The following is a 23,304-nucleotide window of genomic DNA, read 5'->3' as shown; positions in this document are numbered from 1 at the left end:
CCGTTAACAAAACACTGACATCCTCTGCGCTATCCTCACCCGTTCCACTGGATATGAGCTGCATTCTTCATGCATCAACCCGACACCCTGCCGGCCGTCATTGCGGGCCCCCTGCTACGGCGCCTGGAACCGCAGCGCCTGGTTATTTGGTTGGTGGGCAGTCGTGCCCTGCCACTGTGCTTGAGGCTGCAATTACCCCAGGGTGACACGCTGGATATCCCGCTCGATGCGACGCACTGCCAGGTCGTGCCCGTCGGGCGCCATGCCTTTATCCACCTGATCGACGTTGCGCTGAGCCACGCCCTGCCCCAGGACGAGGTCATCGGTTACGACCTGTTGATCGACGGCCTCGGCATTGCACAATGGGCACCGCACTTGCTGTATGGCGACGCGACTACGCCAAGCTTCGTGCTGCATAGCCACATCCACCACCTGGTGCATGGCTCGTGCCGCAAGCCCCACCACCGCGCCGACGAAGGCTTGCTGTGTGTCGACCGCCTGTTGGCGGACGCCCGCACACCGCTCGACCGCCCAGCCTTATTGATGATGAATGGCGACCAGATCTACGCCGACGATGTCGCAGGGCCCATGCTACGCGCCATTCATGGGTTGATTGCGCGCCTGGGCCTGTTCGATGAGTACCTGGAGGGCGCGGTGGTGAGCGACAGCGCCAGCCTCTACGGGCATCGCGCCAGCTACTACCACCGGGCCGACCTGCTGCCCGCACTGGACAGTAACGAGACCTTGCGCGAACGCTTTTTCGGCGGCGTGAAGAAACCAATCTTCACCAGCAGCACCGCCGACAATCACCTGGTGACCTTTGCCGAAGTGATCGCGATGTACCTGCTGGCCTGGTCGCCGACACCCTGGGCGCTGATCACGCCAGCACCGCCGCCGCTGAGCGCGCAAGAACAGCAACGCTACGCCCACGAACAGGTTCACATCGACCAGTTCCGCGACGGTCTGCCTGGAGTGGCGCGGGTGTTCGCGCACCTGTCGACGCTGATGATGTTTGATGATCACGACATCACCGACGACTGGAACCTTAGCGCGCAGTGGGAAGAAACCGCCTACGGCCACCCCTTTTCAAAACGCATCATCGGCAATGCCTTGCTGGCGTATCTGCTATGCCAAGGCTGGGGCAACCAGCCCCAGGTATTTGGCGAACTGCTGGGTCAAACCCAGGCACTGACCGGCCAGGTACAGGCCAATCATCTGGACGCGGCGGCGCAAGACGCGTTGCTGGAGGCCCTGCTGAAATTCCAGCAGTGGCACTACGTATTGCCCACCAGCCCGGCACTGGTGGTACTCGACACCCGCACCCGACGCTGGCGCAGCGAGTTCACCCTCAAGCAACCCTCCGGCCTGCTGGACTGGGAAGCCTTGAGCGAACTGCAACAAGCGCTGCTGGACCACCCGTCTGCCATCATTGTCTCGCCCGCGCCGGTCTTTGGCGTCAAGCTGATCGAGACGGTGCAGAAGGTCTTCAGCTGGTGCGGTTTTCCCCTGCTGGTGGACGCCGAAAACTGGATGGCTCACCGCGGCGCCGCTCAAGTGATCCTGAATATCTTCCGCCACTCACGTACGCCGGGTAACTACGTGATCCTCTCCGGCGATGTGCATTACTCGTTTGTCTACCAAGTGCTGATCCGCCACCGTAACGGCGGCCCCAATATCTGGCAAATCACCAGCAGCGGCATCAAGAACGAGTTCCCGCCGCGCCTGCTGGAATGGTTCGACCGCCTCAACCGCTGGCTCTACTCCCCGCGTTCGCCGCTCAACTGGTTTACCCGCCGGCGCACCATGCAGGTGGTGCCCTATATTCCGGAGCACGCCGAAGCGGGTGAGCGGTTGTGGAACTCGGCAGGCATTGGCCAGGTGTTTTTCAATGAGCAGGGCCAACCGCAGGCCATTTACCAGCACAACGCGGATGGAAGGCCTCGGACAAAGATGATGGCGCCAGAAAAATAGCGTTTCGCCACTCGTCAAAAGCAGCACACCTGCCCTATTCAAAGCGCGCCAGCGCCGATGTACAGTAGCCCCAGCCACGGAGTATCGGCGTCAACCATGACTGGCCTTGGGCGCCAGCCCCCGCAGGAAGCGCGCAGATGGACGATACATCCGGCAAAGAACCGCTACGCAATGAGGTGTCCGACCTTAACGTCGACCTGTTGCACGCCATCATGGAACTGGTCAGTGATGGCATCTGGGACTGGAACGCCAACACCGGCTTCGTCTACCGCAACCCCGGCTGGTACGAAATGCTTGGCTACTCCCACCACTCCCTGGAAAACAGCGTGTTCACCTGGGAGAACGTGATCCACCCCGAGGATTACCCCCGCGTGATGGCGGGGTTCGATGACTACATCTGCCAACGCGCCCCTCATTACCGGGCCGAATACCGTTGTCGCAAAGAAGACGGTACGTACCTGTGGATCGAGGACCGTGGTTACGTCATTGCCCGCAACCCTGACGGTTCCGTGGCGCGCATGGTGGGCGCACACCGCGATATTCATACGCGCAAATGCTCCATCGAACAGCTGCAAAAGCGCAACCAGTCCCTGGAAGCACTGGTCGCGGAGCGCACTCTTGAGTTGTCACGCGTCAACCAGCAACTGCAACTGCAACTGGACGAAAACCGCTCCCTGGCCGAGCGTGACGCCCTGACGCGCATCGCCAATCGGTACCGCCTGGAAAAAGTGCTGTTAGAAGAATGCGACCGTGCCGAGCGCTTCCGCCTGCCCTTGGCGCTGGTGGCCATGGATGTCGATGACTTCAAGCCGATCAATGACCAATACGGCCACGGCGTCGGCGACCAGACCCTGATACGGGTAGTGGAAACCCTGGAAACCTGCGTACGTAAAAGCGACTTGCTGGCGCGATGGGGTGGCGATGAGTTTATGGTAGTGCTGCCCAAAAGCAGCCTGGGCACGGCCAAAGAGCTGGCCGAAAGGATTCGCCATAAAATCAAGGAGGCGGCCCCCGCCGGCGCCTTGAACGTTACCCTGAGCCTGGGCGTGGTGGAGCGGCGCATGGGGGAATCGCCGGCAGCGCTGATGGCGCGGGCCGATCAAGCCTTGTACCGGTCCAAGGCGGCGGGCAAGGATGGGGTGTCGGAATAAGCCGCAGCTCCTTCCGATGTGGAATGACCCGGCAACTTTATTTCGTTTGCGGCAAGGCCGGGCGCGCGGCTTAGATAGCGCTGCGCCCACCACTGCCGAGTCCCAGAGTCATGAGCCACGCTAGCATCAGCCAGTCGATTTCCATCGTTCACCCCATCAGTCTCAGCCACGGTAAAAACGCCGAAGTCTGGGACACGGTGGGCAAGCGGTACATCGACTTTGTCGGCGGTATCGGCGTACTCAATCTGGGCCATTGTCACCCGGCCGTGGTGGCGGCGATTTGCGAGCAAGCCACCCGGCTTACTCATTACGCGTTCAACGCCGCACCGCATACGCCCTACATCGAGTTGATGCAACGCCTCAGCGCTTTTATCCCGGTGGAATACCCGGTCAGCGGCATGCTCACCAACAGCGGCGCCGAGGCGGCGGAGAACGCTTTGAAGATCGCCCGTGGTGCCACCGGGCGCACGGCGGTGATCGCTTTTGACGGCGCCTTCCACGGGCGCACCCTGGCGACCCTCAACCTCAATGGCAAGGTCGCGCCCTACAAGCAGAAGGTCGGTGTACTGCCCGGCCCTGTGTATCACCTGCCCTACCCCAGTACCGATAACGGCGTGACCTGCGCCGAAGCGCTGAAGGCCATGGGCCGTCTGTTCAGCGTGGAAATCGACGTAAACGATGTGGCCTGCTTCATCATCGAGCCAGTGCAAGGCGAAGGCGGTTTCCTCGCCCTGGACACTGAGTTCGCCCAGGCCCTGCGGCGCTTCTGCGACCAGCACAACATCCTGCTGATCATTGATGAAATCCAGTCGGGTTTTGGTCGCACCGGCCAGCGTTTCGCCTTCTCGCGCCTGGGCATCGAGCCAGACCTGCTGCTGCTCGGCAAAAGCATCGCCGGCGGCATGCCGCTGGGGGCGGTGGTTGGGCGCAAGGCGCTGATGGACAACCTGCCCAAAGGCGGCCTGGGCGGCACCTACTCGGGTAACCCCATCGCCTGCGCCGCGGCGCTGGCGACCCTTGAGGTGATGAGCGAAAAAAACCTGCACATGTGGGGCACCGCGCAGGAAGCCGCGATTGTGGGCCGCTATGAAACCTGGCGCGCACAACAACTGTCGCCCTACCTGGGCCGCCTCACCGGTGTCGGCTCCATGCGGGGCATTGAACTGGCCCATGCCGACGGCACACCCGCCACCCAGCAACTGGCGCAACTGCTGGAGCTGGCGCGAGAGGCTGGCTTGCTGCTGATGCCCAGCGGCAAGTCGCGGCACATCGTGCGCTTGCTGGCCCCGCTGACCATTGAGCCTGAGGTGTTGGAGGAAGGTCTGGATATTCTCCAGGCGTGTCTCACACAACTGGACGAATAGTGTGCAGCCTTGACCTGATCTCCCCACCCGCTGAAAATGCCCGACGTTTTTTTGTCTCTCCGCTTACTACGCAGTGAAATTTTAATGCCTGATTCCTACACCGAAAAATCCGCCGAAGAATCCGTAGTCGCCCTGCACGCCAAAGCCGAATACGAAAACGCCATCAACCTTTCACAGCATGTGCCAGCCGCCAAGATCATCAGCGAGATGGTGCTGGACGCGTTTCACACCTCCAAGGAAAGCGACCAGATCCGCGAGCTGCGCGTTGCCATCCGCCAGGCCCACGATGCCTTCGACGATGACAAAGCCTATGAGCTGATGGGCCAGCTCAAGCAATTGAAAGACGCCGAAGCCGCAGACAACGCCGCCCTGGAACACCTGAGCAGCCAGTTCTCGATCAGCCGGATCCTGTCCAGCTTCAAGGACGACCCAGAGTTTCAGGAACTGGTCTACGGCCTGGCCCTCAAGGTGCTTAACCAGTCGCACCAGGCCATCAGCAACCCGAGCGCCGGCAAGGGCAAGACTGCACGCGCCAAAAAAGACACCGAAGTGTTTGTGATCAGCAAGGATGGCATCAGCGTCACCCTGCCGCTGCGCACCCCGCGCTCCAGGCTCAGCGTGGACCGCGAAGCATTCGAGTTCCTGGGGTTCAACTTCGTCGGTGAAGGCGACGAGGCCGAACTGGAAGTGGAAAGCTTCGTGGATAACGCCGGTAATGAGCAGCCGTTGAGCCGCAAGAGTGTGATTACTGCGCTGCAGCAGCAGACAGCGTTTGCCGGCTACAGCATTGCCCTGCAGTAACGCGGCAACACCGCTGGACTAAACATCACTTTTAAGAGATAGCACACTGTGGCGAGGGAGCTTGCTCCCGCTGGGGCGCGAAGCGGCCCCATTCTTCATTTAAAGGAATGGGACTGCTGCGCAGTCCAACGGGAGCAAGCTCCCTCGCCACAGTCTTGGCTGGCTGCAGGTAATGGTTCAGCCAACACGTGCGATCTGCGCGGCAAACACCTCGCGAAAGCGTTCCATCTCCTGCTGGTTGCCCACTGTCACCCGCACCCATTGCGGCCAGTTCTGCCATACGCGCCCCACCAGCACATTCTGTGCGGCCAGCCGCTCAACCACCTGCTCAGCTGGTTGCTTTACATCGATCATGAAGCAATTGCTCTGGGAAGCAGTGCAGCTAAAGCCCCGGCCTTTGAGCCAGACGACTGTCTCATCACGCAACCTGGCATTGAGCGCTTTGCGTTGGCCCACCAACGTGGCGTCCTCCAGGCTGGCACGTGCGCCCAATAGGCTGGCAGCGGCCGGGACGTTGTCACCGCCGAACACCGCCAGCCGCTCCAGGAGCGCCGGGTGCCCGATTGCCAGGCCCAGGCGCGCACCGGCCATGCCGTAGATCTTGGAGAACGTGCGCAGCACCAGCAGGTCGTCGTGGTCGTTGACCCAGCTCACGCAACTGGGGGCATCGCAGAAGTCGATATAAGCCTCGTCCACTACCAGCACGCTGCCCTTGGGTTTGTGCGCCAGGGCTTGGCGGATGGCCTCGGTCGAGGTGAGCGTACCGGTCGGGTTGTTGGGGTTGCACAGGTACAGCATGCCGGCCTGTGGGTCCGCCGCGAGCATGGCGGGCACATCGTGGGCATGCTGGGCGTCAAGGCTCACTTCTTGCACCGGCGCCTTGATCGATTCGGCCGCCTGGCGCGGTACTTCGTAGGACGGCGCGGCCATCACCAGGCCGCGGGTCTGGCCGGTGAACGCCAGCACTGCGTAACGCAGGGCGGCCATCGAGCCGGCAAACACTCCGACGTAGTCTTCGGCTATGCCCTGTTGTTGGGCGAACAGTGCGGCTAATGCATACATGTCCGGGTAAGGGTAACGCCCGGAGGCTGCAATCGCGCGCTGCATCGCCTGGCGAGCCGCGTCTGAAGGGCCGTAGGGGCTTTCGTTGTAATTGAGCAGCACCTTGTCAGATTTCGTCGGCGCCGGGCTGGCGAGGGCCCAATTGAGCTGCCCCATCACAGGCAGGGCCGCGCCCAGGGCGAGAAGGGATCGACGACTGACACGCACCATGGAGACTACTCCTAGTAGAGGCGCGAGGGATTCGCGCGGGCCGTTCAGAAGAGTATGACGAGAAAGCCGTTGCCTGGTTTACCACCAAGGCGTATCCCTGCACTCAGTACTTTATTGTTATAGCGGGCGCATGCAACACTTTCACTGCCGCCAAACCCGCAACATTGGGTTGTGCCGGCATGGACTGATGACTAAATGGAAGTGGTGAGCACTTGATACACAGACGGGAAAAAACCGAGCACTTGAAGAGCAATATCAAGTACTTGATCAAGAGTCGTGGCGAAACCCAGCTTTCGTTGAGCAGTGCCGCCGGCCTGACCAGGACCACCATCTACAACATCCTGGAAGGCAAGGTCGTTAACGTACAGCAGTCGACGATTCGCAAGATCTCGGACTTCTTTGGCGTGTCCTACGAAGAAATCGAGACCATCAGTTTTGAGGCCAAGGAAGTCATCGAGAGCAACGTTTCTCCACTGGGTAACAAGAACCCCGCGGCAGTGCCTGTGCTCAAGGAAAGCCTGCTCATGCAGAACCTGGGCAAGCGCATCGGTGAACTGGCCACGCTTCATCCGCTGACCTATTACTTTGGCAGCGCCTGCAACCTGATCGGCGTGCGCCTGGAGCATGGGATTCCCGGCCTTAATGAGCCTGGGGATTTGCTGATCGTGCAGAAAGGCTCGTCGAGCGACGATAAAGAAAAACTGGTGTACGACCGCGCCACCAAGAAGCTGTTCATCACCCTCGAACCCTGTGGGAACTCAGAGCGTTTGTGTGTCATCGGCGACATCCTTGAGGAGCGCTTCAATGACAACGTCTGAGGGCGCCGTGGAAAACAGCAAATACAAGTTGCTGGGTTTTGAAAATGACAAGCGCCTGGCGGTGATCATGGTGATCGCCACGGGCAAGGTCCTCAAGATCAAGCTGAGTGAAGTGCTCAGCAGTGAAATGATGGACAACTTCAACAAGATGGAAATCAAGAACCTGTACAAGAAGTTCTACTCCCAAGGCGGAGCGCTGACCGCTTACGAGATAAACGACCGCAATGAAAACTCCTGGATGATCTACATCATCCTGAACTTGCTGCTGTTCACCTTCTATATCTTCACCAGCATTGCCGCGACCAAGCCGATTTACCTGGAGTCGTTGGGCATCATCGTCACACCGGGCACATTCCTGTACCCGCTGACCTTTTTGATCGTGGACTTGCTCAACGAGAATTTCGGCTTGCGCCTGGCCAGGCGGGCCATTCTGTTTGCGTTTGCCAGCAACGCGATGATCATCATCCTGCTGTATGGCTCCACGTTCCTGCCGGGGCTACCGGGCTGGAAGCTGGATGGGCCTTATACCGACGTGATCCTGCAAGTGTCGTCGGTGCTGGTGGCCTCTTCGGTGTCGTTCCTGGTGTCGGAGAACATAAACTCCTACCTGCTGTGCAAGATCAAGGAGCTGACCAACTCCAGGTACCTGTACCTGCGGATATTCCTCAGTACATTCTTCGCGGTGATTATCGACAGCTTCCTGTTCTGCTTTATTGCCTTCTACGGCGCCATGCAGACCAGCGATATCCTCAGCATGATTTATGTGCAGATCGCGATCAAAGTCGGCTTTGCGTTCTTCAATATCCTGCCCGCCTATGGCGCACGCTCATTGTTCAAGCGCTATCAATAATCCTGTAGGAGCGAGCTTGCTCGCGAAGAACGTCAACGATCACGCAGCGCATCTGGTGGAACGCGGCGCTCTCGGGTTCTTCGCGAGCAAGCTCGCTCCTACACAGGTTATTTGAGTTTTAACTTGTGCTTGAGGCTCTGCATGACAGGTGTCTTGTTCTGCAGGTAGTCATTCAAGCCCCGAGCGCGCAGGTTGCACGCATCACACTCGCCGCAGCCAGTACCGATGATGCCGTTGTAGCAAGTCAGCGTCTGCTCGCGCACCAGCTCCAGTTGCCCGTGGTAATCGGCCAGGGCCCAGGTCTCGGCTTTGTTCAGCCACATCAACGGGGTGTCCAGGCGCACATCGTATTCCATGCCCAGCTTGAGGGCCTGGTTCAGCGCTTTGACAAACTCATCCCGGCAATCGGGGTAGCCCGAGAAGTCAGTTTCGCACACGCCGGTGATGACGGTCTCGGCCTTGACTTGGTAGGCGTAGATCGCAGCCAGGGTCAGGAACAGGATGTTGCGCCCCGGCACAAAGGTGCTCGGCAGGCTTTCACCCGAGCTGTTCACGGTCGGCACCGGAATGTTGTCACGGGTAAGGCTGCTGATCGCAAGCTCATTGAGCAGGGACACATCCATCACTTTGTGCACAGTGGCACCCAACTGCTTGGCCAGCTTCTGGGCCACTTCGATTTCTGCCACGTGGCGTTGGCCGTAATCGAAGGTAATGCAGTGCACTTCGTCATACAGCGGCAGGGCCTGGATCAGGCAGGTGGTCGAATCCTGCCCGCCACTGAAGACCATCACGGCTTTTTTACTCATTGCATTGCTTCCTGCATTTGTAGAATTGGGAGGTAGGAGCGAGCTCGCTCGCGAAAAACGTCAAAGATAACGCAGCGCTCAATAAAAAACCCCGCGCGACTTTCGAAGGCGGGGCTTTTTTACTGCAAGACCACTCAGTGGGCGTAGGTCAGCAACAGCTCTTTCGGCACTTGGAAATCCAGGGACATCATCACGCTGAGCGCGGTGATGGTGAAGATCGAGAACACGAACAGCTTGCGCGCCCAGACGGTGTCGTCCACCGCCTTGTAGCCGGTCCAGGCCATGTACAACCAGTACATGCCCATGGCGGCTGCGACAGCGAGGTAGCTCATGCCGGCGTAGCCACTGAAGGTCAACATCAAGGTCGCCACGAGGAAGGCCAGGATGTAGAGCAGGATGTGTTTCTTGGCCACCTGGATGCCACGCTTGACCGGCAATACCGGAATCGATGCAGCCAGGTAGTCATTGAAGCGGAAAATCGCGATGGCGTAGGAATGCGGCATCTGCCACAGGCTGAACATCACCAGCAGCGTCAGCGCGGCCATGTCGAAGCTATTGGTCACAGCCACATAACCAATCACCGGAGGCATCGCCCCCGACAGACTGCCCACCAGCGTGCCGTGAACCGACTTGCGCTTGAGGTACAGGCTGTAGAGGCCGACGTAGATGACAAAACCGATCACGGCAAACAGCGCCGCCAACGGGTTGGCCACCTTGTACAACAGGGCCACACCGGCAACACCCAGGACGGTCGCGTAGATCAGTGCCAGCTTCAGGGAGATGAGGCCCTGGACCAGCACGCGATTCTTGGTGCGCTCCATCTTGATGTCGATGTCACGGTCGATGCAGTTGTTGAATACGCAACCGGAAGCAACCACCAGGGACGTACCGATCATTGCCGCCAGGAAGATGGCCAGATCGACATGTCCCTTGGAGGCCAGGAAGAAACCGCCCGCCACAGAAAGCACGTTACCGAAAATGATCCCCGGTTTGGTGATTTGGATAAAGTGCTTAAGCGACATCGGGTCTTACCTCACTTCGCCATCATGTAGGTGTGGATGCTGAACATGATCCACAGCGACAGACCAACCAGCAGAACGATCACCAGGCCTGCGAACACAAACGCGATCACGTTCTCGCGCTGCTCTTTGGAGCGGTCCAGGTGCAGGAAGTACACCAGGTGAACCAGCACCTGAATCACCGCGAACGCCAGGACGATCATCAAGGTGATCGACTTCGGCAAGGTTGGGTACATCACCAGGCCGAACGGGATCAGGGTCAGGATGACCGACAGGATGAAGCCGATGGCGTAAGACTTTACGCTGCCGTGGCTCGAATCGTGGCTGTCATGGGAGTGTGCATTAGCCATTACAGAGTCCCCATCAAGTAAACGACGGTGAATACGCAGATCCAGACCACGTCCAGGAAGTGCCAGAACAGGCTCAGGCAGCTCAGGCGGGTCTTGTTGGTGTTGGTCAGGCCGTGCTTATTGACCTGATACATCATCACCGCCATCCACAGCAGGCCAGCGGATACGTGCAGACCGTGGGTGCCGACCAGCGTGAAGAACGCCGACAGGAAACCGGAACGGTGCGGGCCGTAGCCTTCGGAGATCAGCAGGTGGAACTCGTTGATCTCCATGCCGATGAAGCCCAGGCCGAACAGGAAGGTCAGGCCCAGCCAGCTCAGTACGCCCTTCTTGTTGCCCTTGTAGAAGGCCAACATGGCGAAGCCGTAGGTGATCGAACTGAACAACAGCAAGGCGGTTTCGCCGAGCACGTAAGGCAGTTCGAAGATGTCGTGGCCCGACGGGCCACCCGCTACGTTGTTTACCAGTACCGCGTACACCGCGAAGATCGACGCAAACAAGATGCAGTCGGTCATCAGGTAGAGCCAGAAACCGTAGACGGTTATCGGCCCCGAGTCGTGGTGGTGGTCATCGTGCCCATGGTCATCGACATGGGCGTGTCCAGCATTGGTCACTAAGTTCGACATGGTTTAAGCCTGTTCCAACGAGGTTTCTACACGGTTGGCCGGGATCTTCTTCTCGGCTACCAGGCGAGCGTGCTGCTCGGCTTCGATGCGTTCGATCGTTTCGACCGGCACCATGTAGCCTTGATCATCACGGGCAGCGTGAATGATGAAGTAACCGATAGTGCCCACCAGGCTCGCGATTGCCAGCCACCAGATGTGCCAGATCATCGCGAAACCGAACACGGTCAACAGCGCACCCATCACCACGCCAGTGGCGGTGTTGTTTGGCATGTGGATCGGTTCGTAGTGCTTGGGCTTCTGGTACGCAGTACCGTCTTCCTTGGCTTCGGTGAACGCATCAATGGTGTTCGCAGTAGGGATCACGGCGAAATTGTAGAACGGTGGTGGCGACGAGGTCGACCATTCCAGGGTGTGGCCGTTCCATGGGTCGCCGGATTCGCACATGTTCTGCTTGCGATCACGCACGCTGACGTACAGCTGGATCAGCTGGCAGGCGATGCCCACAGCGATCATCACCGCACCGAACATGGCAACGTACAGGTACGGTACCCACTCAGGGTTGGTGGTGGCGTTCAGACGACGGGTCATGCCCATGAAGCCCAGTGCATAGAGCGGCATGAACGCGACGAAGAAGCCCGAGATCCAGAACCAGAACGCAGCCTTGCCCCAGCCTTCGTGCAGCTTGAAGCCGAACGCTTTCGGGAAGTAGAAGCTGAAACCAGCGATGTAGCCGAATACCGCACCACCGATGATCACGTTGTGGAAGTGGGCGATCACGAACAGGCTGTTGTGCAGCACGAAGTCAGCACCCGGGATGGCCAGCAGTACGCCGGTCATGCCGCCGATGGCGAAAGTCACCATGAAGCCCAGGGTCCACAGGACCTGGCTGGTCATGCGCAGACGACCGTGGTAGATGGTGAACAGCCAGTTGAATAGCTTCACCCCCGTCGGGATGGAAATCAGCATCGTCGCCAGGCCGAAGAAAGCGTTGACGCTGGCCCCCGAACCCATGGTGAAGAAGTGGTGCAGCCATACCATGAAGCCCAGTACGGAGATTGCGCCCGAGGCGTAGACCATCGAGTGGTGACCGAACAGGCGCTTGCCGGTAAAGGTCGAGATCACTTCGGAGAAGATACCGAACGCCGGCAGGATCAGGATGTACACCTCAGGGTGACCCCATGCCCAGAACAGGTTCACGTACATCATTGGATTGCCACCAAGTTCATTGGTGAAAATGTGGAAATCCAGGTAACGGTCAAGCGACAGCAGCGCCATGGTAGCGGCCAGGATCGGGAACGAAGCCACGATCAGCACGTTTGCCCAGGTGCAGGTCCAGGTGAAGATCGGCATGTCCATCAGTTTCATGCCAGGGGCGCGCATTTTCAGGACGGTGGCCAGGAAGTTGACCCCCGTCAATGTCGTCCCGAGCCCTGATAACTGTAGCGCCCAGATGTAGTAGTCCACACCCACGCCCGGACTGTATTGCAAGCCCGACAATGGCGGATACGCAACCCAGCCGGTCTTGGCGAATTCGCCGACGCCCAGGGAAACGTTGATCAGCACCACGCCGGAAACCAGCAGCCAGAAGCTCAGGGAGTTCAGGAACGGGTAGGCAACGTCACGCGCACCAATCTGCAGCGGCAAGGCAAGGTTCATCAAGCCGGTGAAGAATGGCATCGCCATGAAGATGATCATGATCACACCGTGAGCGGTGAAGATCTGGTCATAGTGTTCAGGTGGCAGGTAGCCAGGCGAACCCTCGGTGGCCATGGCCAACTGGGTACGCATCATGATGGCGTCGGCAAAACCACGCAGCAGCATGACCATGGCAACGATGACGTACATGACGCCGATTTTCTTGTGGTCGACCGAGGTCAACCACTCGGTCCACAAGTAGGACCACTTCTTGAAATAGGTGATACCCGCAACCAGCGCCAAACCACCCAGCGCGATCATGGCGATAGTCACCATTACGATCGGCTCGTGGAATGGGACCGCGTCCCAACTTAATTTACCAAACATCGTTTACTCCTCTGCCCCAGCAGTTGAATGCGCGCCCGTATCAGAACCTTCAACCACGGCCACTTCTTTCTTCTCGTGCTTGACCGGCTTGCCTGGCTTCATACCTTCGTACTTGTCGACGATTTTCTGAAACAGGTCCGGCTCATACGCGGAGTACAAGGCGACAGGGTTGTTCTGGCTCGGTTTGGTCAGAGCGTCGTATTCAGCTTGATCAAGCTGTTTAGGTGCGGCCTTGACTGCAGCTACCCAGGCGTCGAAATCTTCCTGGCTTGTCGAGATCGCTTTGAATTTCATGCCGGTGAAGCCAGCGCCGCTGTAGTTGGCGGAGATGCCTTCCATTTCAGCTTTCTGGTTGGCGATCAGGTGCAGGCGGGTCTGCATGCCTGCCATCGCGTAGATCTGGCCACCCAGTGCTGGGATGAAGAACGAGTTCATCACGGCGTCGGAGGTGATCCGGAAATTAAGCGGGGTGTGCTCCGGGAAGCGGATCTCGTTGACAGTGGCGATACCCAGGTCCGGGTAGATGAACAGCCACTTCCAATCCAGCGCGACCACTTGGATGTTCACAGGCTTGACGTCGGACTCCAGCGGACGGTACGGGTCCAGCGCGTGGGTCGACTTATAGGTGATGTAACCCAGGGCGATGATGATGAGGATCGGAACCAGCCACACCGCGATCTCGATCTTGGTGGAGTGCGACCACTTCGGCGCGTAGGTAGCGCTGGTGTTGGACGCGCGGTATTTCCAGGCGAAGGCGAAGGTCATCACGATCACAGGCACCACAACCAGCAGCATCAGCAGGGTAGCGGTGATGATCAGGTTTCGTTCATCCAGACCGACCTGTCCTTTTGGGTCGAGCAAGGTCCACTTGCAGCCTCCCAGCATTAACATCATGCCAAGCAGCGGCAAAAAGCCTAGTAATCGGGGGTACCTGTTTTTACTCATCTCACGACCTCTAAAGCAGCTTGCGCAATGCAGTTGGGTTTTGATCGCCAACACTTCACCCTGCCAAGGGTTGGCATTTCTCTTCGATTGAATAAGAGCCTGCCCGACACGTCATGACTGTACGTTTCACGGACCTGCAGTGAGTTCTTATTCGATTTCGTGGCTAAAGGCCTTGTTACAGACCAATTCCATTTGGTGCGGATAGTTGAAAGGCTGCCGGAACCTGGGGTCGCATTGAGCCTTCCATCTGCTCCTCGACCGCTCCAATGCTCAAATATTGAACAGCACCGGACATTCAGTGCGGGCGATTGTAGTTAGCTAGCGATGTATAAACCATGTCTTATAAAGAAATAATTTTTATCGATTCCAGCAACAATCCTTCACCAAAGTTGCAAAGATTCGCGATCTTATCGTGTTCGATTCTCAACAAAAACCACAAAAATTGCCGTGTTATTGGGCACAGTGCCACTTCCCTTACGGCTTGTAAGGGCATGCGGATGCCGTCCAAGTCCCCATAAAACAAGGCATTCATTGAGGCAGCAGGGGTTGGGGCCGCACACAAATCGGGCCACCGCGCGAACCACGAACTGACAGCACAATTTGTGCGTCGGGTGCAAATTTAAGGGCCGATTTGGCGGGTCAGAAACGTCCTGCGACAGCGTCCGTGTGACAACATGTCGCACGCTGCGCGCACCTTCCGTTGCCCCTCGTCACGGTGCTTTCACAAATCCCTACAAACAAAAACGCCCCGGCCTTCAATCAGAAGGAACGGAGCGTTTGGCAGGCGCGGCGACTCAGGCTTTGGGATGACGATTGCGATAGATGCACAGGGGCACCAGGATCGCCGTCAGCACGAATGCCACCAGTGCCCATTGGGCCAGGGACAGGCCGAGGATCGGTGGGTAGGGGGTGCTGCAGAAGCCATCGACCTGGAAGCCCAGGGGAAACACCTTGGCCAGAGGCAGGTCGTCGACGATCGGTTGCAACACATCGATACCGCAGCTGACCTGAGGGAAGAACTGGGTGTACACATGGTGTCCGGCCGCAGCCACGCCACCCAAGGCGCTGAGCACCACCAACCCTTCGAAGAACGTCAGTGCGCCCTTGGTGCGCATGGCGGCGCCGATGAACGCGAAGAACGCAATCAGCAGCAAGGCATAGCGCTGCAGAATGCACAGCGGGCACGGTGCTTCGCCCAGCACCACTTGCATGTACAGCGCCCCGCCAATCAGCGCCAGGCAGATGATGCCCAGCAACACCAGAAAGCGCCGCTCCCTGCCTAAACGCATGTCGTCAATCATCCCCGTCTTTCCCTTTCTCTGATTATGGTTGTGCCTGATGGCAACAAGTTTACACACAGGCAGTGGTTAAAACAGAGAGGGGTTAACGGCGGATTAATCGTGGCAAATGTAGTGATTGTTCGGACGCCATCGCGGGCAAGCCCGGCTCCCACATTGGAATGCAATCCTCTGTGGGAGCCGGGCTTGCCCGCGATGATGCCGATACGGTCAATAGGCCAAATTCTATTCCAGCGCGGCCGCCGGGCCAAAGAACTCATAGCGAGCCTGCTCCTGCGGCACACCCAGCGCCTTGAGATGCCGCTTGATCGCCGCCATGAAGCCCTTGGGCCCCAGGAAATAAGCATCAATGTCGCGCTGCTCAGGCAACCAGGCTGCCAGTTGCTCCTGGTTGAGCATGCCGACCTTGTCTGCCGCCGGGCTGATGCCGTCATCCTCGGCGTAGCAGTAGAAACGCTTGAGCTGCGGATGCTTGGCCGCCAGGGCGTCCACCCAGTCACGGAACGCATGCACCCCGCCGTTACGGGCGCAATGGATGAAATGCACCGGGCGTTCGGTTGCCAGGGCGGCTTCGAGCATCGGCAGTGTGGGCGTAATGCCTACCCCGCCGCTGATCAGCACCAGAGGTTTATCACTGGCGGCCAGGGTGAACTCGCCCGACGGTGGGAACAGGTCAATGGTCGCACCCACGTGCATCTGGTCATGCAGGTAATTGGAGACCCGCCCACCCGCTTCGCGCTTGACGCTGATGCGGTACAGGCCAGTGTCGGTGAGGGCCGACAGGGAATAGTTGCGGCGCACTTCTTCGCCATCGAGCACCAGTTTCAGGCCGATGTACTGGCCGGGGGCTGCGGCCAGGATCGGGCCGTTGTCCACAGGGGCAAAGTAGAAGGAGATGATCTCGTCGCTCTCCTCCACGCGCTTGACCAGCAGGAACGGCCGCGCACCCCGCCAGCCGCCGGGCGCCTGGGCTTTTTCGTCGTAGATGGCCGCTTCGGCGCCGATCAGAATGTCTGCCAACTGGCCGTAGGCCGCGCCCCAGGCACTCATGACCTCGGGGGTGGCAATCTCGCTGCCCAGCACTTCGGAAATAGCCCGCAGCAGGCACGCCCCAACGATAGGGTAGTGTTCCGGCAAGATCTGCAAGGCCACGTGCTTGTTGATGATCTTGGCCACCAGGTCGCCCAGTTGGTCCAACTGGTCGATATGCCGCGCGTACATCAGCACGCCATTGGCCAGGGCGCGAGGCTGGTCACCGCTGGCCTGGTGGGCCTGGTTGAATAGCGGGCGCACCTCGGGGTACTCGGACAGCATCATGCGATAAAAATGGGTGATCAGCGCTTCGCCACCGCTTTCCAGCAGGGGCACGGTAGATTTGATGATTGCACGGTCTTGGGCACTAAGCATGGGAGACTCCTGGGTCTTCTTACTGATTGCCTTAAGGCAATCAGTAATCGTGCCAACTTATAAATCATTTATTTTCAACAAGTTAAATATTCTGTAGTCAGTATGACCTCCTACACTTTATAGTCATAAGGACTACAAGGAGTCATTATGACTGCACAACCCCTGCTCACCACCTTGCTGCCGTTGGTCGCTGACCTGTCCCGGGACTTGCCCGAAGGCGAGCGCTACCGACGCCTGCTGCAAGCCATGCGCGCCCTGCTGCCCTGCGACGCCGCCGCGTTGTTACGCCTGGATGGCGAGTGGTTGGTGCCGTTGGCGGTGGACGGCTTGAGCGCCGATACCTTGGGCCGACGCTTCAAGGTCAGCGAACATCCGCGCTTCGAGATCCTGCTGAGCAGCCCCGGCCCTACCCGCTTCGACAGTGACAGCGAATTGCCCGACCCTTATGACGGCCTGGTCGCCGGCTTGCACGGCCACTTGGAAGTACACGACTGCATGGGCTGCCCGCTGTTTATCGATGACCAGCCCTGGGGCCTGCTGACCCTGGACGCCCTCGATACCGAGCGTTTTGAACGGGTCGAGCTGGACGCCCTGCAAGCCTTCGCCAGCCTTGCCGCGGCCACCGTCAACGTGGCTGAACGCATCGAGCGCCTGGCGCTGCGGGCCGAAGACGAGCACCAGCGCGCCGAGATCTATCGCCAGGCCAGCGGCCAGCAGCACAAGGAAATGATCGGCCAGAGCAAAGCGCACAAGCGCCTGGTCGAGGAAATCAACCTGGTCGGCGGCAGCGACCTGACCGTGCTGATCACCGGCGAAACCGGGGTCGGCAAGGAGTTGGTGGCCCAGGCGATCCACGCCGCCTCTTCGCGCGCCGACAAACCGCTAATCAGCCTCAACTGCGCCGCCCTGCCCGAGACCTTGGTCGAAAGCGAACTGTTCGGGCATGTGCGCGGCGCCTTTACCGGCGCGTTGAACGAGCGCCGAGGCAAGTTCGAACTGGCCAATGGCGGCACCTTGTTCCTGGATGAAGTGGGTGAGTTGTCGTTGACCGTGCAGGCCAAATTGCTGCGCGTGCTGCAAAGCGGCCAGTTACAGCGATTGGGCTCGGACAAGGAGCACCAGGTGGACGTGCGCCTGATTGCCGCCACCAACCGCGACCTCGCCGAAGAGGTGCGCAATGGCCGCTACCGCGCCGACTTCTACCACCGTTTGAGCGTCTACCCGCTGCAAGTGCCGGCGCTGCGCGAGCGCGGGCGTGATGTGCTGCTGTTGGCGGGCTTCTTCCTTGAACAGAACCGTTCGCGCATGGGCCTGGGCAGCCTGCGCCTGACCGGTGATGCCCAGGCGGCGCTGCTGGCCTACAACTGGCCGGGCAATGTGCGCGAGCTGGAGCATTTGATCGGACGCAGCGCGTTGAAAGCCCTGGGCAACTGCCGCGAGCGCCCGAAGATTCTCAGCCTGAGTGCCCTGGATCTGGACTTGCCCGAGGTGACTCCCGCGGTGGCCGAACAAGCACCGGCCCAAGCCCTGCCCATGGTCGGCGGCGACCTGCGCCAGGCCACCGAGCACTACCAGCGCCAACTCATCAGCGCCTGCCTGGAACGCCACCAGCACAACTGGGCCAGCGCCGCCCGCGAACTGGGCCTGGACCGCGCCAACCTGGGGCGCATGGCCAAGCGCCTGGGCCTCAAATAAATCAGGCACCTCAGTCAAATGTGGGAGCTGGCTTGCCCTAATGCCAGTCAGTTAAGCGGTCACCGCCTCTGTAGGAGCGAGCTTGCTCGCGAAAAACGTCAACGATAACGCGCGCTTGCTGAATGAACGCGACGCCTGTGAGTTTTTCGCGAGCAAGCTCGCTCCTACAAAAAAGCCTTAACTGACTGGCATTAGGGCAAGCCAGCTCCACATTCAGACCCGGCTAGCCTTGAGGTCCGGCACGATGGCCCGAGGCTTACGAAACACCAGCACATTCCCCAGCATCACCAACACCAGCCCCATCAACGCCGGCGCCGTCCACTGGTAACCCTCGGCCACTGCCGACACATTCAGCGCCACCACCGGAAACAGCACCGTGCAATACGCCGCTTTCTCCGGCCCCATGCGGCCCACCAGGGTGAGGTAAGCGGTAAAACCAATCACCGAGCCCGGGATCACCAGGTACCACAGCGCGCCGATATACCGTGCACTCCAGTCCATCTCGAAGGGAATGCCACGCACCGCACAATAGGTCGCCAACATCGCCGCCCCATAGGCCATGCCCCAGGCATTGGTGGTCAACGGCTTGAGCCCAGCCTTCTGTTGCAGGCTGGACAACAGGTTGCCCGCCGAGAAGCACAGGGTGCCCAGCAGGGCCAAGCCCAGGCCCAACAGGGTTTGCGGGCTAGCGGTATGCCCAACCAGCTCCGGCCAGAATAAAAAGCCCAGCCCCAGCAACCCAAGCGCCCCGCCCATCAACACGTTACGCGCCACCCGCTGGCCGAAAAACACCCGGGCATTGAGCGCGTTCCACAAGGTCGCCGTGGAGAACACCACGGCCACCAGGCCACTGGGGATCCACTGGCTGGCAGTGAGAAAGCACATGAAGTTGACGCAGAACAGGCACAGCCCTTGGGCCAGGCAGATCAGGTGCCCGCGCCGGTTCATCACCTGCAACTTGCGGCTGAGCAGCAACAGCGCAAACAGCACCAGCGCCGCCAGGCCGAAGCGATAGACAATCGACACGGGAATCGCCACCACGCCCAGCTGCCACTTGAGCGCAATCCAGGTGGTGCCCCAAATCAGCACCGTGAGTAAATACAGGAAGAGGTTCATAGCAGGCTCCGTCGTTTGAGCCACAGTGTTGCCTTCAACCACCCTGAGGTTCTTGCACATTCTTGCGCTTTTGTCGGGCGATGGGCTCACAGCGCCCGCCGCCGGGAGTAGGATGCAAGACGTCGGAGAACACACCATGCCAGAGCTGGAATCGCTGCACGTCTTTCAATCCCTCAACCGCTCGCCTCACGCACGCTTGGAAGCCTGCGCCGAGCTCGGTGACGGTTTGTCTGCGGCCGTGTGGAGCAACCACCACGATGCCCAGGACTACCAGGCGCCCAGCCATCACACTTTGTCCTGTTATATCGGCGGCGGCACGGGCACCTTTCGGCGTGATCAGCCGGGCCTCAAGGGTGGCCCCGACAAACTGTGCATCCTGCCGGCCGAGCATCAGTCGGCCTGGGTGATCAATGGCGAGATACGCCTGGCCCATGTGTATTTCAGCCCGGAGCAATTTGCCCTCGGCTGCGTCACCCTGCTGGACCGCGAGCCGCGGGAGTTGCAGTTGCGTGAGACGACCTTCCTTGAGGACGCCCGTCAGGCCCGACGCTTTCACCAGTTGATTAGCCTCAACTGGCTCGAACCCGGCGAGCGCCTGCTGACCAGCAGCCTGGCCCATGAACTGCTCAGCCACACCCTGCTCAACCAGGTCGGCGTGCGCGACGGCCTGCGCCTCAAAGGCGGGTTGGCGGCGCACCAACGGCGGCGTTTGGTGGAGTACATCGACCACCATGTTGAAGATCCCATCAGCCTCGGCCAGTTGGCGTCGATGTGCGCCCTGTCGGAATACCATTTCGCCCGGATGTTCCGTCAGAGCTTCGGCGTGCCGCCCCATCAATACCTGCTGGCACGCCGCCTGGCACGCGCGCAAACTTTGCTGCGCAGCAGCTCGTTGCCCTTAGGTGAGGTCGCCTTGAGGTGCGGTTTTTCCAGCGCCAGCCATTTCAACCAACGCTTTCGCCAAGCCATGGGCGCCACCCCGGGTGAATATCGCCAGGCATTGCGCGCCTAGGCCATCAAGCCCAGCGTCTTGGCCTTGGCCACCGCCTGAGTGCGTCGCTCCACCCCGAGTTTGCTGTGGATGCGCCGTGCATGGGTCTTGACGGTGTGCAAGGAGATATACAGGCGGTCGGCGATTTCCAGATTGGAGCTGCCCAGGGCGATCAACTGCAACACTTCGAGTTCGCGCTGGCTCAGAGGGTTTTGCGTCGCACCGGCAGGCGTGACCTGAGGCTCCAGGCCCAGATCACTCAATAGCCCAGGGGCACGCAAGCGCAGCTCGCGAATCGCCTGCTGTACCTGGCAACGAGCCGCCAGCGCCAGCCCGGCCTGCAATGCACGACGGGCCAACGCCGGGTCACCGAGTTGCCAGGTCACCTCACCCAACACCAGGTGCAGTTCGGTTTCCAGACACAGCATGCCGCGCTGCCGGGAGGTTTCGAGCAAGGCATTGAGCCGTGCGATAGGTTGCTCGGCACAGCCCAGCCTGACCTCGGCCAGCACCAGCAAATACTCCAGACGCGGGATCAGTTCCAGGGTCGCCGGCGGTGCCTGCTTGGCACTGGGCCCACGGAAATGGCGCAACACCCGGCGCACCGCTTGTACCGTCAATTCAGCCCGGCCCTGTTGTAGCCACAGGTGTCCGCTGACCAACAACAACACCGCGCGATACACCGTCTCCGGGACATGGCGCTGCTGCATCAGGCGCTCGGCGTCGCGCAATTGAATAAAGGCTTGGGCGTAGTCGCCACGGTTGGCCGCCAGCAGCGCCAGGCCGAGATAGCCATATAGCACGCGCTTGTCCTGGCTTTGCAGGCACATGCTCAAGCCGGTCTCGAAACACTCGGCGGCCAGGGTGTCTTGGCCCTGACGCAAGGCCAGATGCCCACATCGCAGGACAATACGCCCCACCAACGGCCCGGCGGTGAGCCGTTGCCCGGCCAACATCGCTTGCACCGTTTCCAACAGGCTTTGTGCCCGGTACGGCGCGCCACGCTGTTCCAGCAACTGGGCGTGATCCAACTCCAGCAGGGCCTCCAATACCAGCGAACCGTGGGCCCGGGCCAGGCATAGCGCTTCACGGTTCAAGCGTTGGGCGGCCTCCAACTCACCGCGCAGCAAGGCTTGCTGGGTCAGGCCCGACAGGCACATCAGCCGTGATGTCCAGGCGCTGTCAGGCAGCGCTTGCAGGGCTTCGAGAAAGTGCTCACCGGAGCGCTCGGCATCACCGCTCAAATGCAGCAACCAACCCCACTGCGCCTGCCAACGCGCCAGCAGGTAGCGCTGCGCGGCGGCCGTCGGTTGCGGGGCGAACCGGGCCAGTTGGTCGATGCACAAGGCCGCCTGTTCGAATCGCCCGGCGAACAACAACGCGGCCGTGAGCAGCCCCACCAACTGCGCGGAACCCAACATCAACTCATCGCCATGCTGTTCATGCAGGCGTAACAGCAACACCGCGTTCTGCTCGCGAAACAAATCCTCGAAACTGAAGTGCTGCAACAGGCTCACCGCCACTTCATATTCCTGCGCCAGCAACGCCTGCTCGAAGGCGGCTTGCCAGTCGCGCTCGGCGCTGAACCACTGGCAGGCGCGGCGGTGCCATGAACGTTTGGCCGGCCAGGGTTCGTCGCGCAGCAGGCGCGCCAACGGTGGGAAGATGTGCAGCCAGTCGCTGGTGTCTTCCCAGGGCTGGATAAACGCCCCGAGCGCCTGTAGCTCGCGCAGGTACTGGTCGCCGTCGCCATAGCCGAACAGGTGTTCGCACAGGCTCAGGTTAAAGCGCGGCAGGTGAGCCAATACACGCCAGGCTTCGGCCAGTGGCGCCGACAAGGTGCTGAAGAGTTCGTGTTGCAGGTAATCCAGCAAGGTCTTGTCGGGGTGGTGATCGCCCAGCGCGGCGATGCGCACACCAGCACACCAACCGCCGCTGAATTGCATCACGCTGTCAACGCTCTGCCCTGGGGCGAGCAGTGCCTGGACCTCCGCAGCGTTGAACGACAACTCACTGCATTCCAGCAATTCGTCCTCCAGCAACAGGCGCGGCCAGTTGCACACCGGGCGCCGCCGCGCACCCAGCCACCACGTCAGTTGCGCACTGCTGGCGCTGAGCAGACGGTCGAGCAACGCGTCCAATTCGGGGGCCGGCAGGCGGCAGAAATCATCCAGAAACAGCCACGTAGGATCAGGCCAGCGGCTGAGGTCGAGCAATAAGGTGGCTTCATCGACAAACACCAGGCCCAGCTGTTGCGCCAGCCGTGTGCACAATTCCAATGGGCTGAGTGCTGCGCCATGGAGCGGCATCCAATGAACCAGGCATCCTGCCGGCGCCTGCAATGCACACTCGGCGAGCAGTGCACTCTTGCCACTGCCACCCGGCGCGCACAGCAACCTCACACGCGCCTGCGCCGCGAGCAAAGGCTGTGACAAGCGCGGACGCAACAGGTGATGGGCGGACAGCCGTGGCATACATCCAGAACGGTCCAGGCAGCGGGTCATGGCGGTCATTGCTGCATCCTGCTGTTTTTATTGTTGCGTCACCCTAGACCTGTGGTTGGCGGTTGTTGAAGAAGTATTCAGCGGGGTGATTGAAGACCATAAAAACCAAGGTATACGCCCTTCAGTGTGGGAGCTGGCTTGCCTGGGATGGCCATCGGTATCTACACAACTTTGTGGGTTGTAACAGCAGACGATAACCACGATGCGAAGCGGGTCGCTCGTGATCTTGCTCTTGATCTGCTTTTGATCTTAGGCGCCCCGTTAAACCACGCTGGCCGGAATTCGACAGGGATTTGGG

19 protein-coding genes are annotated in these 23,304 nt (G+C 60.0%); 8 read left to right on the top strand and 11 right to left on the bottom strand.

The genetic code is table 11. The annotated features are described in order from the left end of the window. The first annotated feature begins 69 nt into the window (after positions 1-69). The 4 genes from DK871_RS07710 to DK871_RS07695 all read left to right on the top strand — a co-directional run bounded on the left by DK871_RS07710 (position 70) and on the right by DK871_RS07695 (position 5,287). Positions 70-1,971 carry an alkaline phosphatase D family protein gene (locus tag DK871_RS07710; protein ID WP_161904577.1) on the top strand — a complete coding sequence of 634 codons (1,902 nt, stop codon included), beginning with the start codon at positions 70-72 and terminating at the stop codon, positions 1,969-1,971. A gap of 137 nt (positions 1,972-2,108) precedes the next feature. Then, on the top strand, positions 2,109-3,122 hold the full coding sequence (locus tag DK871_RS07705) for a sensor domain-containing diguanylate cyclase (RefSeq protein ID WP_161904576.1): 1,014 nt from the start codon (positions 2,109-2,111) through the stop codon (positions 3,120-3,122). A 110-nt stretch (positions 3,123-3,232) separates the two neighbouring features. Next, positions 3,233-4,486, top strand: a complete 1,254-nt coding sequence (locus DK871_RS07700) for an aspartate aminotransferase family protein (protein ID WP_161904575.1) — start codon at positions 3,233-3,235, stop codon at positions 4,484-4,486. An 84-nt stretch (positions 4,487-4,570) separates the two neighbouring features. Then, positions 4,571-5,287: a hypothetical protein gene (locus DK871_RS07695; RefSeq protein ID WP_161904574.1), complete on the top strand. Its 717-nt coding sequence runs from the start codon at positions 4,571-4,573 to the stop codon at positions 5,285-5,287. A 177-nt stretch (positions 5,288-5,464) separates the two neighbouring features. Here DK871_RS07695 and DK871_RS07690 read toward each other — a convergent pair whose 3' ends face one another. Further along, a complete protein-coding gene (locus tag DK871_RS07690) occupies positions 5,465-6,559 on the bottom strand; it encodes a pyridoxal phosphate-dependent aminotransferase (protein ID WP_161904573.1) in 1,095 nt (364 codons plus the stop codon). Positions 6,560-6,771: 212 nt separating this feature from the next. Here DK871_RS07690 and DK871_RS07685 point away from each other — a divergent pair, with 212 nt between their 5' ends. Together DK871_RS07685 and DK871_RS07680 are read left to right on the top strand one after the other, a co-directional pair. Next, on the top strand, positions 6,772-7,377 hold the full coding sequence (locus tag DK871_RS07685) for a helix-turn-helix transcriptional regulator (RefSeq protein ID WP_003194047.1): 606 nt from the start codon (positions 6,772-6,774) through the stop codon (positions 7,375-7,377). Further along, positions 7,364-8,227, top strand: coding sequence for a queuosine precursor transporter (locus tag DK871_RS07680; protein WP_003194048.1), 864 nt, complete (start codon positions 7,364-7,366; stop codon positions 8,225-8,227). Before DK871_RS07685 ends, DK871_RS07680 begins: the two co-directional genes overlap by 14 nt. A 107-nt stretch (positions 8,228-8,334) precedes the next feature. Here DK871_RS07680 and queC read toward each other — a convergent pair whose 3' ends face one another. The 8 genes from queC to hmpA form a co-directional block, all read right to left on the bottom strand. Further along, positions 8,335-9,033 (bottom strand): 7-cyano-7-deazaguanine synthase QueC, encoded by a 699-nt coding sequence (gene queC, locus DK871_RS07675; protein WP_127881020.1) that lies wholly within the window; start codon positions 9,031-9,033, stop codon positions 8,335-8,337. A gap of 134 nt (positions 9,034-9,167) precedes the next feature. Then, on the bottom strand, positions 9,168-10,055 hold the full coding sequence (gene cyoE, locus DK871_RS07670; protein WP_003194050.1) for a heme o synthase: 888 nt from the start codon (positions 10,053-10,055) through the stop codon (positions 9,168-9,170). Between the two features lie 11 nt (positions 10,056-10,066). Beyond that, positions 10,067-10,402: a cytochrome o ubiquinol oxidase subunit IV gene (gene cyoD / locus DK871_RS07665; RefSeq protein WP_003194051.1), complete on the bottom strand. Its 336-nt coding sequence runs from the start codon at positions 10,400-10,402 to the stop codon at positions 10,067-10,069. After that, positions 10,402-11,028 (bottom strand): cytochrome o ubiquinol oxidase subunit III, encoded by a 627-nt coding sequence (locus tag DK871_RS07660; protein ID WP_003194052.1) that lies wholly within the window; start codon positions 11,026-11,028, stop codon positions 10,402-10,404. The genes cyoD and DK871_RS07660 overlap by 1 nt, the downstream gene beginning before the upstream one ends. 3 nt (positions 11,029-11,031) lie before the next feature. After that, positions 11,032-13,050: a cytochrome o ubiquinol oxidase subunit I gene (gene cyoB, locus DK871_RS07655; RefSeq protein ID WP_003194053.1), complete on the bottom strand. Its 2,019-nt coding sequence runs from the start codon at positions 13,048-13,050 to the stop codon at positions 11,032-11,034. Positions 13,051-13,053: 3 nt separating this feature from the next. Next, positions 13,054-13,995: a ubiquinol oxidase subunit II gene (gene cyoA, locus DK871_RS07650; RefSeq protein WP_003194054.1), complete on the bottom strand. Its 942-nt coding sequence runs from the start codon at positions 13,993-13,995 to the stop codon at positions 13,054-13,056. Positions 13,996-14,789: 794 nt separating this feature from the next. Then, entirely contained in the window at positions 14,790-15,296 is a 507-nt protein-coding gene (locus tag DK871_RS07645) for a disulfide bond formation protein B (protein WP_161904572.1), read from the bottom strand. A gap of 222 nt (positions 15,297-15,518) precedes the next feature. Next, entirely contained in the window at positions 15,519-16,700 is a 1,182-nt protein-coding gene (gene hmpA, locus DK871_RS07640; protein WP_161904571.1) for an NO-inducible flavohemoprotein, read from the bottom strand. A gap of 147 nt (positions 16,701-16,847) precedes the next feature. On the opposite strand from hmpA, the gene norR reads away from it, so the two are divergent. Further along, positions 16,848-18,395 carry a nitric oxide reductase transcriptional regulator NorR gene (gene norR, locus DK871_RS07635; RefSeq protein WP_161904570.1) on the top strand — a complete coding sequence of 516 codons (1,548 nt, stop codon included), beginning with the start codon at positions 16,848-16,850 and terminating at the stop codon, positions 18,393-18,395. 213 nt (positions 18,396-18,608) lie between these two features. On the opposite strand, the gene DK871_RS07630 is transcribed toward norR, so the two are convergent. Beyond that, positions 18,609-19,511: a DMT family transporter gene (locus DK871_RS07630; RefSeq protein ID WP_161904569.1), complete on the bottom strand. Its 903-nt coding sequence runs from the start codon at positions 19,509-19,511 to the stop codon at positions 18,609-18,611. A 136-nt stretch (positions 19,512-19,647) separates the two neighbouring features. On the opposite strand from DK871_RS07630, the gene DK871_RS07625 reads away from it, so the two are divergent. After that, positions 19,648-20,523 carry a helix-turn-helix domain-containing protein gene (locus tag DK871_RS07625; RefSeq protein ID WP_161904621.1) on the top strand — a complete coding sequence of 292 codons (876 nt, stop codon included), beginning with the start codon at positions 19,648-19,650 and terminating at the stop codon, positions 20,521-20,523. Here DK871_RS07625 and DK871_RS07620 read toward each other — a convergent pair. Next, complete coding sequence (locus DK871_RS07620) at positions 20,520-23,015, bottom strand: LuxR C-terminal-related transcriptional regulator (protein WP_161904568.1); 2,496 nt, start codon at positions 23,013-23,015, stop codon at positions 20,520-20,522. The two genes, DK871_RS07625 and DK871_RS07620, sit on opposite strands and share 4 nt — an antisense overlap. Positions 23,016-23,304 lie beyond the last annotated feature (289 nt).

The sequence above is a fragment of the Pseudomonas sp. L13 genome (genome assembly GCF_009935965.1).
In the GTDB taxonomy this organism is placed as follows: Bacteria; Pseudomonadota; Gammaproteobacteria; order Pseudomonadales; family Pseudomonadaceae; genus Aquipseudomonas; species Aquipseudomonas lactis.
This window is presented reverse-complemented; position numbering and strand designations above follow the sequence as displayed.